At 62.0% G+C, this 14,592-nt stretch carries 10 protein-coding genes and 1 other RNA gene; 6 read left to right on the top strand and 5 right to left on the bottom strand.

From position 1 onward, the window contains the following. The first annotated feature begins 155 nt into the window (after positions 1-155). The 4 genes from MON38_RS07365 (at position 156) to rnpB (ending at position 6,202) form a co-directional block, all read left to right on the top strand. Positions 156-2,123 (top strand): histidine kinase, encoded by a 1,968-nt coding sequence (locus MON38_RS07365; protein ID WP_241935515.1) that lies wholly within the window; start codon positions 156-158, stop codon positions 2,121-2,123. A 178-nt stretch (positions 2,124-2,301) separates the two neighbouring features. Next, on the top strand, positions 2,302-3,237 hold the full coding sequence (locus tag MON38_RS07360) for a metallophosphoesterase (RefSeq protein ID WP_241935514.1): 936 nt from the start codon (positions 2,302-2,304) through the stop codon (positions 3,235-3,237). 180 nt (positions 3,238-3,417) lie between these two features. Next, a complete protein-coding gene (locus MON38_RS07355) occupies positions 3,418-5,280 on the top strand; it encodes a M1 family metallopeptidase (protein WP_241935513.1) in 1,863 nt (620 codons plus the stop codon). A 456-nt stretch (positions 5,281-5,736) separates the two neighbouring features. Further along, an RNA gene (gene rnpB / locus MON38_RS07350) (RNase P RNA component class A) lies at positions 5,737-6,202 on the top strand. Between the two features lie 181 nt (positions 6,203-6,383). On the opposite strand, the gene MON38_RS07345 is transcribed toward rnpB, so the two are convergent. Continuing rightward, a complete protein-coding gene (locus MON38_RS07345) occupies positions 6,384-6,827 on the bottom strand; it encodes a c-type cytochrome (RefSeq protein WP_241935512.1) in 444 nt (147 codons plus the stop codon). A 9-nt stretch (positions 6,828-6,836) separates the two neighbouring features. Continuing rightward, on the bottom strand, positions 6,837-8,120 hold the full coding sequence (locus tag MON38_RS07340) for a PQQ-dependent sugar dehydrogenase (protein WP_241935511.1): 1,284 nt from the start codon (positions 8,118-8,120) through the stop codon (positions 6,837-6,839). 262 nt (positions 8,121-8,382) lie between these two features. Between MON38_RS07340 and MON38_RS07335 the strand changes: the two genes are divergently transcribed. Beyond that, positions 8,383-9,546 carry a sigma-54-dependent transcriptional regulator gene (locus tag MON38_RS07335; protein ID WP_241935510.1) on the top strand — a complete coding sequence of 388 codons (1,164 nt, stop codon included), beginning with the start codon at positions 8,383-8,385 and terminating at the stop codon, positions 9,544-9,546. A gap of 92 nt (positions 9,547-9,638) precedes the next feature. On the opposite strand, the gene MON38_RS07330 is transcribed toward MON38_RS07335, so the two are convergent. Together MON38_RS07330 and MON38_RS07325 are read right to left on the bottom strand one after the other, a co-directional pair. After that, the gene (locus tag MON38_RS07330; RefSeq protein WP_241935509.1) at positions 9,639-10,169 is read right to left on the bottom strand and encodes a hypothetical protein; all 531 of its coding nucleotides are present in this window, start codon (positions 10,167-10,169) and stop codon (positions 9,639-9,641) included. A 125-nt stretch (positions 10,170-10,294) separates the two neighbouring features. After that, positions 10,295-11,296, bottom strand: coding sequence for an acyl-CoA synthetase family protein (locus MON38_RS07325; RefSeq protein ID WP_241935508.1), 1,002 nt, complete (start codon positions 11,294-11,296; stop codon positions 10,295-10,297). Between the two features lie 116 nt (positions 11,297-11,412). On the opposite strand from MON38_RS07325, the gene MON38_RS07320 reads away from it, so the two are divergent. Continuing rightward, positions 11,413-11,994: a hypothetical protein gene (locus MON38_RS07320; protein ID WP_241935507.1), complete on the top strand. Its 582-nt coding sequence runs from the start codon at positions 11,413-11,415 to the stop codon at positions 11,992-11,994. Positions 11,995-12,015: 21 nt separating this feature from the next. Here the strand turns inward: MON38_RS07320 and MON38_RS07315 are convergent, their stop codons facing one another. Then, a complete protein-coding gene (locus MON38_RS07315; protein WP_241935506.1) occupies positions 12,016-14,436 on the bottom strand; it encodes an alpha-ketoacid dehydrogenase subunit alpha/beta in 2,421 nt (806 codons plus the stop codon). Positions 14,437-14,592 lie beyond the last annotated feature (156 nt).

The raw sequence follows: 14,592 nt of genomic DNA, 5'->3' as shown, positions 1-14,592 counted from the left end.
TCGGAAGCTAACATACGCTCGTAACACCCTTGTACGAGCGTATTTTGCGCTTTTACGGGTGTTTACTGGGCCGTTGGCCCATCGCGGGGCTCCCGATAAATCCGCAGCAGAGCCGGCTGGTTCTGCTGCCACAGCCCAGCCACCCGCCGCCATTTATGCACACAACCTCTACCCCCTCGGGCGTTTCGCTTGCCGGCTTGCGGCACTGTCTGGCCGGTTTTGCGCTGCTACTGGGGCTGCTGGCCGCTGCCGGGGCTGCCCGGGCGCAGGGGCCGCCCCTGCCGCTGGCCCGCCAGCGGGTGCTGCGCGACAGCCTGAATCGCCTGCTGGCCCGCGACCTGCGCCCCGACACTCAGCGCGTGAGCCGCCTCAACACCCTGGCCTTTGCCCTGCGCGTGAACGCGGCCGATACCTCGCTGCTGCTCACGCGGCAGGCGCTGCGGCTGGCCCGGCCGTTGCGCTTTGAGCGCGGGCTGCTCGAAGCTTACTTCAACTTGAGCTACTACCAGCGCGCGCACAGCCAGTACGACTCGGCCATTTATTACGCGAAGCAGGCCCTGCCCCTGGCCGCCCGCACTGGCAACCATTACACCCAGACGCGGGTGTACTACAACCTGGCCCGCATCTACCAGGAGCAGGGCAACTACGCCGCCGCCCTTGGCCCCAGCCTGGACGGGCTGGCCCTGGCCCGTGAGCTGGGCAGCCCCCGGGTGCTGCTGTTTCAATTGGTGCTGGCGGCCCGCATCGAACTGGCGCTGGGCGAGTACGCTACCGCCCACGCCTACGTGGCCGAGGCCCGTCCTCTGGCCCCCGCCGCCCACGACCTGATTTCGACCGGCTACCTTTTTCAGGTGGCCGGCGACCTGAGCCGCCAGCAGCAGCAGTGGCGCGCCGCCCGCGACCAGTACCGCCAGGCCCTGGCGGCCTACACCACGGTATTCAACAAGCTAGGTCTGATGGATATGCAGCTGAGCATGGCCGAGATGACCGAGCGGTTGGGCGAATACGCGGCGGCCCGCCGGGCCGGCCAGGAATTGCTGCGCCAAACGCACGCCGTTGCTCGGCCCGAGCAGGAGGCGCGGGCCGGCCTGCTGCTGGCCCGCGCCTGGCTGCCCGCCCAGGCCGACAGCGCCCGGGCCTACGCGGCCCGCGCCCTGGCCGTGGCCCAGCCCAGCCACCTGCGCCCGCAGGCCCGCGATGCGGCCCAGGTGCTGGCCCAGGCCCACGACCGCCTGGGGCAGGGCCACGTGGCCTACCAGTATCAGGCCCTGGCCGGGGCCTACGCCGACAGCATCGGGGGCGAAGACAACCGCCGCCGGCTGGCCGCCGTGCAGGCCCGCGCCGCCCGCTCGCGCACCCAGATGGAGCTGAACGTGGTGCGCCAGCAGCAGGAGCTGGAACGGCTGCAAACGCAGCGCCAATTAGTTGGCATTGGCACGCTGGTACTGGGCGTGGTGCTGGGAGCCGGCTGGCTGTTCTGGCGCTATCGGCGGCGGCAACAGCTGCGCCAGCAGGCCCACGACGCGGCCCTGCGCCAGCGCCTGGCCGCCGACCTGCACGACGACGTGGGCGCGCTGCTCACCCAAATCAGCCTGCAAAGTGACCTGCTGCGCGAAACGCCCGCCCCGCCCGAAGCCACCCTGGCCCGCCTCAACCGCCTGAGCGACACCAGCCGCCGCGCCGCCCGCCAGATGGCCGACGTGGTGTGGGGCCTGCACCAGTCGTCGGCCGAGCTGCCCGAGGTGCTGGCCCACATGCGCGACCACGCCCACGAGGTGCTGGCCGCCACTCCCCTGGCCGTCGATTTTGCCGTGAGTCCGGCCGCCGCTGCCCTGCAGCCCGGCGTGGCCGTGTGCCAGAACCTCTATCTCATTTACAAGGAAGCGCTGCACAATGTGGTGAAGCACGCCCAAGCGGCTACCCGCGTTACGGTGCGGCTCAGCAAAGAGGGCAGCCAGCTCTGTCTCTCGGTGCGCGACGATGCCCCCGGCCCGGCGGCCACCGCCCGCTCCGGCGGCCACGGCCTGGCCAACATGCGCCAGCGCGCCGAGGCCGTGGGTGGAGCCCTGCACTTTGTGGCCGAGGCCACGGGGTTCAGCGTGGTGGCGTGTTTGCCGGGGTAGGCGGGCCGGGGCTGATGTATAGCAGAAGCGTCATGCTGAGCGCAGCCGAAGCATCTCTACCGCGCAACTAATCTTCTCGGTTGGATTACGCCTGCGGTAGAGATGCTTCGGCTGTGCTCAGCATGACGTTCTTTTGTTTCTCTTTTCCCATCTTCCCCATCCTCTTCCCCCTCGCCCCATGTACGACCTCATCGGCGACCTCCACGGCCACGCGGCCGAGCTGCGGCAGCTACTGCAGCAGCTCGACTACGCCCCCGATGCTCACGGCGTGTACCGCCACGCCGGCGGCCGGCAGGTCATCTTCGTAGGCGACTTCATCGACCGCGGCCTGGCCATCCGCGAAACCCTGCAAATTGTGCGCGGTATGGTGGACGGCGGCAGCGCGCTGGCCGTGATGGGCAACCACGAGTACAATGCCTTGGCATTTTGGACCTTCGACCCCACCGGCGGGCACCTGCGGCCGCACAAGCCCGTCCACATCATCCAGCACCTCGAAACGATTAAGGAATTCCGCAGCAAGGAGCTGTTTGCCGAGTGGCTCGATTACCTGAAGTGGTTCTACACGCTGCCGCTGTTTCTGGAGCTGCCCGGGCTGCGCGTGGTGCACGCCTGCTGGGATGCCCGCTACATTGCCCAGCTGCGCCAGTGGCTGCCCGACGACCGCCTCACGCCCGAGTTCCTGCTGCGCGCCAGCCGTCCGGGCTCGGCGGAGATGGATGCCGTGGAAATCACCCTCAAAGGCCACGAAACCATTCTGCCCGACGACATCCACTTCTTCGACAAAGACGGCCACCGCCGCACCCGCATGCGCACCGCCTGGTGGCGCGACCCGGCCGCCGCCACCTACGACGATTATTACCTGGAGCCCATCGAGGTGCTGGCCGGCCAGCCCGTGGACGTGGCCGCCCTGCCCAACGCCAGCTACTACCAGGACGAAACGCCCGTCTTTTTCGGCCACTACTGGCTGCGCGGCGAGCCCCGGCTGCTCACGCCCCACTCCGTATGCCTCGATTACAGCGTGGCCCGCGGCGGCGAGTTGGTGGCCTACCGCTGGCACGGCGAGCAGGTGCTCACGCCGGCGGGGCTGGTGCGCGTGACGGGGATAAAAGGCTGACCGGCGTAGGGGCGGGGCCTGCCCCCGCCCAGGCGTTGAACGGAATCGGTGCAATGGGGTGACCGCGCGGGCGGGGGCAGGCCCTACCTCGGACGCACCCGCCAATTGACCTTTCGCACTGCCCGCCGTTCCTTTGGGCTTTAGCGGCGCTGCTGCCGCTTCTTTCGCTTCTCCCGCCTCATGCGTTTCCTCCGTTTTGCCCTGCTGCTGCTGGCCGCCCCCGCCCTGGCCCAGAACCCGCTGCCCCTGGCCCGTAATTTTCAGTCCCTGTTTGAAAAGGGCACCCGCAGCGCCACCGGCGCGCCCGGCCCCAACTACTGGCAGAACACCGCCGACTACGACCTCAACGTCTCGTTCGACCCCGCCACCCGCCGCGTGGCCGGCACCGTCGACATCAAGTACGTCAACAACAGCCCCGACGCGCTGCCGCAAATCTGGTTCAAGCTCTACCCCAACCTCTACCAGAAGGGCGCGCCCCGCAGCCGCGCCATCGCGCCCGAGGACGTGAGCGCGGGCGTGAGCATCTCGGCCCTAAGCATCAACGGCGAGACGTTTGACGTGAAGAAGCTGCCCGTGCAGGCCACCAACCTGCCGGTGAAGCTGGCCCAGCCGGTGGCCGCCCACGCCACGGCCACCGTGCGCGTGGCCTACTCCTACCTCCTGAACAAGGGCTCGCACCAGCGCACCGGCGAGGTGGAGCCGGGCGCGGATTTCGTGGCCTACTTCTTCCCCCGCATCGCCGTGTACGACGACCTCGACGGCTGGAACAAGCTGCCCTACACCGGCGACGCGGAGTTTTACAACGACTTCGCCAACTTCAAAGCTGCCATCACCGTGCCGAAGGATTTTGTGGTGTGGGCCACCGGCGACCTCGCCAACGCCGCCCAGGTGCTCGCGCCCAAGTACGCCCAGCGCCTGAAGGAGGCTGAGCAGAAGGACGCCATCACCACCATCATCAGCCCGGTTGAGGCCCAGCAGCGCGGCATCACCGCCGCCAAACCCCAGAACACTTGGCGCTTCGAGGCGAAGAATGTGACGGACTTCGTGTTTGCCACCGCCGACCACTACACCTGGCAGAGCACCAGCCTGGTCGTCGACCCCGCCACCAAGCGCCGCACCCGCGTCGATGCCGTGTACAGCGCCAAGCACAAGGACTACGAGGAAGTCATCCAGTTTGCGCGCAAAACGGTGGAGGCCATGAGCTACACCTTCCCGCGCTGGCCCTACCCCTACGCCCACGAAACCGTGTTCGATGGCCTCGACCAGATGGAGTACCCGATGATGGTGAACGACAACCCTACCGACACCCGCGACGACGCCATCACCCTCACCGACCACGAAATCTTCCACACGATGTTCCCTTTCTACATGGGCATCAACGAAACCAAGTACGGCTGGATGGACGAGGGCTGGGCCACCATCGGCGAGTGGGTTTTGTCAAGCATCATCGAGCCGAAGCTCGACGACGACTACGGCATTGCCCGCTACGCCCAGTTTGCCGACACCGAGCAGGACGCGCCCATCGTCACGCTCACCACCCAGCTGAGCGGCGTGCCGTCCTTCCTCAACTCCTACCCCAAGCCCGGCCTGGGCTACCTCTACGTGCGCGATATGCTCGGCGACGAGCTGTTCACCAAGGCCCTGCACACCTACATTCGCAACTGGAACGGCAAGCACCCGCTGCCGCCCGACTTCTTCAACAGCATGAACACAGGCGCGGGCCGCGACCTGAACTGGTTCTGGCAGCGCTGGTTTTTCGAGGGCGGCTACCCCGACCTGGCCATCGCCCGCGTCGAGAAAACCGCGCCCGGCTACGACATCCGCATCGAAGCCCACGGCCGCAAGCCCGTCCCCGTCGACCTCACCCTCACCTTCGCCGACAACACCACCCAGAAGCTGCACCGCAGCATCAGCTTCTGGGAAAGCGGCGAAACCTTCGTCACGGTGCCCGTGGTCAGCAAGCAGCCCATCCGGCGCATCACCCTGGGCAGCACCCTCGTGCCCGACAGCTACCCGAAGGATAATGTGTGGGAGGGGAAGTAATCTGATAATTTAAATGGGCTTATTTTATTATTTCTACCCTGCTTATTTGTTTGGGGCAAAGCGGTATATGCATTGGCAAAATCCGCACAGATTTCTGGTTTGAAAATATTGTTGGGAGTTTTTTTGGCCCTATTCGCGATAATTTGGCCGCTTGTAATGTGGAAATTTTCCGGCAGCATTTATGTATTTGGCCCGCCTGCTATTTATATGTTATTTTCGGTCATTCTCCCTTATTATTTAGGAGAGATGCTTCTATCTAAAAATGAAAAAAGAGCTGCCATTTTCAACTTGACATTAGCACACTCTTTATTTCTTGCGGTTAGTATAGTGTTTCCGTTTTTATGCGCTTATTACTTTCTGGCTCCTGACGGAATCAGTGTATCCGTTTTACTCGGCCTCACTCCATATCATTAATACTTCGACCTGATTCCCTGTACTTGTTCTATCTTTGCCCGCGTGATGGGTCGCCTCACCGCGGCGCTCTCGGGCGACGAGGAAAGTCCGGGCAACGCAGAGCACCTTGCTTCCTAACGGGAAGGACTGGCGCGCATAACGCAACCCAGGACAGCGAGTGCCACAGAAAATTACCGCCTGACGGGAGTTTTAAGTGTTGAATGTTGAGGGTTGAGTTTTTAATTCAGCCCTTATAACTCAACCCTCAACACTCCCTAACGGTAAGGGTGAAAAGGTGCGGTAAGAGCGCACCAGCGGGCGGGTGACCGTCCCGGCTGGGTAAACCTCAGGGGTTGAAAGACCAAATAAGCTGGTACGCCGGCGCGGCTTCGGCCGCATCGGCTCCGGGCGGCTCGTTCGGCGCCAGCGGGTAGGTTGATGGAGCCTTTCGGCAACGACTGGCCTAGATAAATGGTGAGGCAGGGGCTTCGGCCCCGGACAAAACCCGGCTTACAGACCCATCACACCATGTAAAAAGGCCCCTTCCGCACGGAAGGGGCCTTTTTGGTTTTAGCGGGCGTTGCGCCTCACCCCCGGCCCCTCTCCGGGGGAGAGGGGAGCCAAACGATTTACGATATGAATTAGCGTCAGACTCCCCCTCTCCACCGGAGAGGGGGCCGGGGGGTGAGGCGCAACGTCAGGGCTACAGCTTACTTCCCTGCCCGTACAGCCTTCACCTCGGCTGCGCTCACGGCACTGGCCTTGTTGCCGAACGAGTTGCGCACGTAAGTGAGCACCGCCGCAATCTGGGCATCGGTGAGCGTCGCCTGGGCAGGCATCACGCCGCGGTACTGCTCGCCGTTAATGTCGACGCCCTGCAGGCCGTTGAGCAGCACTTTGGTGAGGCGGGTTTTGTCGCCCAGCACGTAGTCGGTTTTGGCCAGTGGCGGGTTCATGCCGTCCACGCCCAGGCCGTCGGCCAGGTGACAGGTCAGGCAGTATTGTTTGTAAACTGAACTGCCCTGGGCCAGCAGCGGGGCCGGAATGGTGCTGGCGGCTTTCTTAGCGGGAGCTTTGGCCGCTGGTTTTTTCTGGGCGGCGACGGGCGCGGCAATGGCGGCGCAGAGGGCCAGCCCGGCGAGGAAATTCTTCACGAACACGGCTTATTTCTTGGTGTACATAATGCGGTAGATGGTGCCGGCCTTGTCGTCGCTCACGTAGAGCGAGCCGTCGGGGCCCTGGGCCAGGCCGCAGGGCTTGTGGTCGGCGCGGCCGGCGGCGGCTTTGGCGGCGGTACCGGCAAAGTTGTCGGCGAATACTTCCCACTCGCCCGAAGGCTTGCCATTTTTGAATGGCTGGAACACCACGTAATAGCCCTTCTGGGGCTCGGGGGCGCGGTTCCAGGAGCCGTGGAAGGCGATGAACGCGCCGTTGCGATACCTCTCCGGAAACATGGTGCCGGTGTAGAACAGTAGGCCGTCGGGAGCGGTGTGGGCGGGGTAGGCGGCCACGGGGTCGAGGTACTTGGGGTCGGCGAGCTTCTTGCCGTCACCGCCGTACTCGGGGGGCAGCATTTTTTGCTTCTTCTGGCCGTCGTAGTACAGGTAGGGCCAGCCGGCGTTGGCACCTTTGTTCAGGGCATACATGCATTCGGCGGGCAGTTCGGCCGACTGCTTGTCGTCGTACAGAGCCGGGAAGTTGTCGTGCAGCTGGTCGCGGCCGTGCTGCATCACGAAAAGCTGGTTGTTCTGCTGGTTCCAGTCGAGGCCCACCACGTTGCGCAGGCCGGTGGCGTAGCGCGTGCCCGTGCCGTAGTTCTGGTTGGCCTTATCGGCGCGGAACTGCCAGATGCCGCCGGCCGAATCCAGCACCGGGCAGTTCTGGCGGCCCAGCGAGCCGCGCTCCCGGTCCTTCACCTGGCAGGAGTTCGAGTAGGCCCCGATGTTCACGTACAGGTTGCCCGCGTTGTCGAGCACAATGGATTTGCTCTCGTGCTGGCGGCGGTTAATGAGCCCAGTCACGATTTTCTCGGGCTGCGCGGGGTTGGTCACCTCCCCTTTCGCATCGAGCTTGTAGCGAAACACCTCCTCATCCGACGACGCATATAAGTAGTTATCCTTAGCATAAATGCCCGTGCCGCCGTAGCTGCCGAAACCCGTCGTAACAGCCGCCGCTTTGCCGTTGGCCCCGGGGTGCAGCGCCAGAATGCCCTTGCCGTTTTTGGGGCTGTTGAGCTTTACGTAGATGGTGCCCTGGGGCGTCACGGCCAGGTGCCGGGCGTGGCCGCCGGTTTCGGCCACCACCAATGCGCCGAAACCAGCGGGTAGCTTCAGGCCGGCGTTGTTGGGGTCGGGGGCCAGGGTTGCTTTTTGCGTGAGGGAGTAGAGGCTGAAGCTGCCGGCCAGCGCCGTGGCGAGCAGCAGCGGGCGGGTTAGGTTGTTATTCATGGAGAGAATTGGGGTTGGATTAGGCGAAGGTAAAGCAGTGAAACTTGTTGGGAAATCTGTCATCCTGAGCGCAGCGAAGGACCTTCTCACGACTGAATCACTATTGAGAAGAATTCTGCGAACGTGAGAAGGTCCTTCGCTGCGCTCAGGATGACAGACGCACTGTAAAGCCCGATTAGGAACAATGGCTACTTAAACTCCTAGCGCTGCTTTTCGTTACCTTCGCGCCTCCCTGTTTGCATCTATTTCCGTTCCCGCCCCTATGCCCCGCATTCTAATCATCGACGACGAAAAAGCCATCCGCAACACGCTGAAGGAGATTCTGGAATTCGAAAACTACACCGTTGACCAGGCCGAAGACGGCCCCGCCGGCCTCGACCTGCTCATCCAGCAGAAGTACGACGTGGTGCTCTGCGACATCCGCATGCCCAAAATGGACGGCCTCGAAGTCCTCACCCGCGCCCAGGCCATGGGCACCGACGCGGCCTTCATCATGGTATCGGCCCACGGCAACATCGAAACCGCCGTCGATGCCACCAAAAAAGGCGCGTACGACTTCCTTTCCAAGCCGCCGGACCTGAACCGCCTGCTCGTGACGGTGCGCAACGCCCTCGACCGCACCAAACTCGTGACGGAAACCAAGACGCTGAAAAAGAAGCTCTCCGTCACGAAGGGCTCGGAAATGGTGGGCAATTCGGCCGCCCTCGGCGCCGTGCGCAAAGCCATCGAGAAAGTAGCGCCCACCGATGCCCGCGTGCTCATCACCGGCCCCAACGGCGCGGGCAAGGAAATGGTGGCCCGCCAGCTGCACGAGCTCAGCAACCGCGCCAATGGCCCGATGGTGGAAGTAAACTGCGCCGCCATCCCGTCGGAGCTGATTGAAAGCGAGCTGTTCGGCCACGAAAAAGGCTCCTTCACCTCGGCCGTAAAGCAGCGAATCGGCAAGTTCGAGCAGGCCGACGGCGGCACCCTGTTCCTCGACGAAATCGGCGACATGAGCCTCTCGGCCCAGGCCAAGGTGTTGCGCGCCCTACAAGAAAACAAAATCACCCGCGTAGGCGGCGAAAAGGAAATCTCGGTGAACGTGCGTGTGCTCGCCGCCACCAACAAGGACCTGATGCAGGAAATCGCCGACCGCAACTTCCGCGAAGACCTTTACCACCGCCTCTCAGTCATCCTCATCCAGGTGCCCGCCCTCAACGACCGCCGCGAAGACATCCCCGACCTGATTCAGAAGTTCCTCAACGACATCGCCGCCGACTACGGCAACAAGCCCAAGAAAGTAGCCCCCGCCGCCTTAGAGTACCTCAAAGGCCTTGACTGGCGCGGCAACATCCGCGAGCTGCGCAACGTGGTCGAGCGCCTCGTCATTATGAGCGACGACACGATTTCGGAAGGCGACGCCAAGGCGTTTGCGGGGAAGTAGCAGATTCTTTTAGAAGCAAGAAAGCAGCGCCAGAATCGGTTGATTCTGGCGCTGCTTTTTTAATGTAGCTTCTTGTCATATCAGCGGTATTGCTACACAATCCTCTTCTTTCTCAATTCTATCATTATTGCCTTGGTCAAAGTCTTGGCAAAGTCTCTGTAATTCTGGTCTGAAACAAACCAAGACATATTTACCAATACTCTACCGTTCCAAGTATGGGATTGAGAAGCTGTATTGAATAGGTCTAATTGAAATTCACGTGAACTCGTTGTACCATACCCAACAACAACTTTTGAAACTGCCACCGTCAATACATTATCCGGCTTATGGTCAGTCGGCAACATATTTAATATGAAGGCATTCATATCAGTGTCTTTATCACGGCAACAGTTGTAAGCTTTAGACGTGTTTATTTTATTTTTTATTAATGAGTCTGCTAGAAATTGACTCACATAATTCATGGCTTCTTTCGTGTCCTTATCCCCAATCACTACCAGATGCAAATCGGATACTTTCTGAGCTTCTTGATAGTTGCTTGACTGTGAGAATTTAGAATTTAAAACACAACTATTTAGTCCAAAAGCTAATATCCCTAAGAGAATAAATGAATACACTTTAGTCATTTGAAAAAGTATTATTTGCGAATGTTGCCAATTCTGACCGTTCGATATTACAGCTAAGTACGGCTGTATGTATCTGAATTATATATCGACAGGTTTATACTGCAAGATAGTGCGAAGTTTGGCAGCTACACCATCTGATTACACCCCCGCACGTCCGAATTATCCATCCGCCCCAGCACCTCAAACGAACCGTCCGGGTGCATTCGGGCCAGGTCCTTGGTTTCGATGAACGCGCAGGAATCCACGTTTGCCAAATCAATCACATTGATAGCCCCATCGGGCCGAAATTCGGCGACTGAGAACGGGTCCGACGGCTCGCGCAGCAGCACCCGCAGCGGCGGCGGACAGTGGAAGCGGCCGTCGCCCAGCGAGTAGGCCTGACTCAGCAGCTCCGTCATGCCGTATTCGGAGTGGATGCCCGCGGGGCCGAAGGCCTGCTGCAATTCCTGGTGTAGCTCCTCGCGAATCATTTCGCGGCGGCGGCCCTTCATGCCACCGGTTTCGAGCACCGTGAGGCCCTGCAGCTCGGGCGCGGGGCCGGTAGCGGCGGCAAAATCGAGCAGCGCGTAGCTCACCCCGATGAGCATGACCCGGCGGCCGGGCTGGGCCTTCGCTTCGGCTAACGCGGCGCGCAGGGCGGCGTGGTCGTGCAGGAAAAACGCGGGCTGCGCCTGGCCTGATTGGTGGGCGAAATAGTCCACCATGGCCACCAGCGACGAATTCCCCTGCTCCAGGTACGAGGGCAGCAGCGCCAGAAACGTCCAGCCCGTGAGCGGGCCGTAGTACTGCTCAAAAATGCGGGCCGCGTTTTCGCGGTACAGGGCCGGCTCGCGCACGAGGTGGCGGCTGCGCTGCTGCAGCGTCGTGCCGCTGCTCAGAAATTCTTCCTGCGGCTGCCACTCGGCCGCAGCGGTTCGCACCTCGTGGGTTTTGAAAAACTCGATGGGCAGGAAGGGAATATCCGTGAGGCAGGCCACGGCAGCGGGGTCGCGGCGCAGTTGGGCCAAGTACTGCGCGTAGGGCGGGCAGTGCGCGGCCTGGTGCCGGAACAGCGCCAGCGCGGCGGCTTCGAAATCTGCGGGCGTGAGTTGCGGCAGGGCGTGGATAAAATCGGAACGGAAGGACATAATCAGTAATGCAGCACGAACCCAAAGCTGAACCAACCAACCGTACTATTCGTTGCGAAGACGTACTTTGGGGCTGCGGCAGCCGTTAGGCTCCTAAACCTACTTCTTTGGTATTTATGAATCTGTTTCGTACTCTGAGCGCGGTGGCCTTGCTGGGCCTGGGCTGGGCCGGCACCAGCAGTTGCCTGAAAGCGCCCGACTACCCGGTAACGCCCGTAATCACCTTTAATTCGGTAAAGCAGACGTATGTTCCGCCGCCCGTGCCGGGAGCTACTCCCGGCGATACGCTGGAATTTGCCGTTGATTTTCAGGACGGTGACGGCGACCTTGGCCTCGATGCCGACGATGCCAAAGTACCGCCCTACAATGCCCAAACCGGCGGCCACAACAACTTGGCTACCAGCAATAACTACTTTATTCAACCTTTCAAGAAAGATAAAGTAAGCGGCAAGTTTGTGGCTTTTTACACGCCGGGAGGCTACCCTGGTGAGTATGATGGCCGCTACCCCCGCCTCGAAACCACCACCGATACCAAACCCGCCCCGCTAAAAGGCACACTCCGCTACAAGTTGCGGCTGCCCCTCAATCGAAGCTCTTATTCCATTGGCGACGTGATGCGGTTCGAAATCAGCATCATGGACCGGGCCATGCATCAAAGCAACACCGTCACAACCACTGAAATAACGCTGGGCCCGTAAGCCCAGCGTTATTTTTTTGCCCTAATAAATCGCGGGGAACTGCTCCGGGGCGTCCTCGCTCATCATCTCGTAAATGGTGTCGAACACGTCCTCGGCGTTGGGTTTGCTGAAGTAATCACCGTCGGAGCTATAGGCCGGGCGGTGCGGCTGGGCGGCCAGGCAGCGCGGCTGCGCATCGAGGAAGCGGTAGGCCTGCTGGCCATCGAGCACCTGCTGCATCATGTAGGCAGTGGCCCCGCCGGGCACGTCCTCGTCGGCAAACAGCACGCGGTTGGTTTTGGCCAAGCTGTCGGCAATGAGCTGGTCGGTATCGAAAGGCAGCAGCGTCTGCACGTCGATAACTTCTACCGAAATTCCTACTTCGGCCAGCTGCTTGGCGGCGTCCATCACGATGCGGCACATCGAGCCGTAGGTTACCACGGTTACGTCGGTGCCCTTTTGCAGTACTTCGGGGCGGCCCAGCGGCAGCGTGTATTCACCTACGTTGCTGGGCGTTTTTTCCTTCAGGCGGTAGCCGTTCAGGCACTCAATCACAATGGCCGGCTCGTCGCTGCGCAGCAGCGTGTTGTAGAAGCCGGCGGCCTGCACCATGTTGCGCGGCACGCACAAGTGCATGCCCCGGATGCTGCCCAGAATCATCTGCATGGGCGAGCCCGAGTGCCACACGCCTTCCAGCCGGTGTCCGCGGGTGCGCACAATCAGCGGCGCCTTCTGGCCGCCTTTGGTGCGGTATTGCAGGCAGGCCAGGTCGTCGCTCAGAATCTGGATGGCGTAGAGCAGATAGTCGAGATACTGAATTTCGATGATGGGGCGCAGGCCGCGCAAGGCCGCGCCAATGCCCTGCCCGGCAATGGTGCATTCCCGAATGCCAGTGTCGGTCACGCGCAGCTCGCCGAATTTGTCCTGCAAACCCGCAAAAGCCTGGTTCACGTCGCCAATCTTGCCCACGTCTTCGCCAATGGCGAAGATTTTGGGGTCGCGCTGGAAGTTGGCATCGAAGCAGGCCTGCAGTACCTCGCGGCCGTCGACTTGCGCGGCATCGGCGGCGTAAGCGGCGGGCACTTCCTCAATATTACCTACGGCCCACTCGCTCTGACTGAACAGGTTGGAATTGTACCGGTCGGCGTTTTCGGCCAGCAACTGCTCGAGGTGGCGCTGAATGGCGCGGCGGTCGAAGCTGCGCTTTTCGTGGCGCACGGCCCGCAGGGCGCGGCGCAGCGTGCGCACCACATCGGCCCGAATGGGCGTGGGGTTGGCTTTCAACTGCTCCACCAGCTCATGCATCGAATTTTCGGTGCCGGTGGCGGCGACCAGCTTGTCCAGCATGGCCACGGCCTCGTCGCGCTCGGCCTTGATGGGGTCGAAGAAGGCGGCCCAGGCAGCCGTGCGAGCGGTTTTGATGACGGCCGCAGCGGCTTTCTCGATGTCATCGAGCTCCAACTCGGTGGCGTGGCCCTCGGCCAGCAGCCACTCGCGCATCTTGTGCAGGCAGTCGTGGTCCTCTTCCCAGGCCAGGCGGTCCTTGCTTTTGTAGCGCTCGTGCGAGCCGCTGGTGCTGTGGCCCTGCGGCTGCGTGAGCTCGGTGACGTGGATGAGGACGGGTACGTGCTGTTCGCGGCACACGGCGGCAGCGCGCTGGTAAGTATCCACCAAACTGGCGTAGTCCCAGCCGCGCACCACGTAAATCTCGAAGCCCGACTGGCCTTCGCCCTCCCGCTGCAGGCCCATCATAATATCACTGATGCTCTGCTTGGTGGTCTGGTATTCGGCCGGCACCGAGATGCCGTAGTGGTCGTCCCACACGCTCATCAGCATGGGCACCTGCAGTACGCCGGCCGCATTCAACGCCTCGAAAAACATGCCTTCCGACGTGCTGGCGTTGCCGATGGTGCCGAAAGCTACCTCGTTGCCATTGGTGGAAAGACTGTCGAACTGGTGCAGCTCGGGGTTCTGGCGGAACAGCTTGGAGGCGTAGGCCATGCCCAGCAGGCGCGGCATCTGGCCGGCGGTGGGCGAAATGTCGGCCGAGGAGTTTTTGGTGTGGGCGAGGTCGCGCAGGTTGCCGTCTTCGTCCAGCATGCGGGTGGCGAAGTGGCCGTTCATGGCGCGGCCGGCGGTGGCGGGCTCGGCCTCCACGTCGGGGTTGGCGTAGAGCTGGGCGAAATACTGCTCCCAGGTAAGCTGGCCGATGGCCACCATAAACGTCTGGTCGCGGTAGTAGCCGGCCCGGAAATCACCGTTCTGGAAGGCGCGGGCCATGGCCAACTGGGGCACTTCCTTGCCATCGCCGAAGATGCCAAACTTGGCTTTGCCCATGAACACCTCCTTGCGGCCGGCCAGCGAGGCGTGCCGGCTTTCCCAGGCCAGGCGGTAATCGGTAAGGAAATCGGCCTTGGTGAGGGGCGCGGCCTGCGTGGGCACAACGGTTTCGGCAGCGGACATAAATACGGGCTAAGGGCGGAGTGGGAATTTGGAATAGAGCGGGGCGGGTCGGAACCCGGCGACAAAAATACGGAATCGGGGCCGGGTGGGTGGCACCGGGGCTTTGGCCGTATATTTGGGCAAGGAAAGTGACGGGGGCCCGGCCGAACTATTTCA

Origin of the sequence: Hymenobacter cyanobacteriorum (assembly GCF_022631375.1) — a bacterium.
In the GTDB taxonomy this organism is placed as follows: domain Bacteria; phylum Bacteroidota; class Bacteroidia; order Cytophagales; family Hymenobacteraceae; genus Hymenobacter; species Hymenobacter cyanobacteriorum.
Note: the sequence above shows the minus strand (reverse complement) of the source record. Positions and strands in the feature narration are given on the sequence as shown.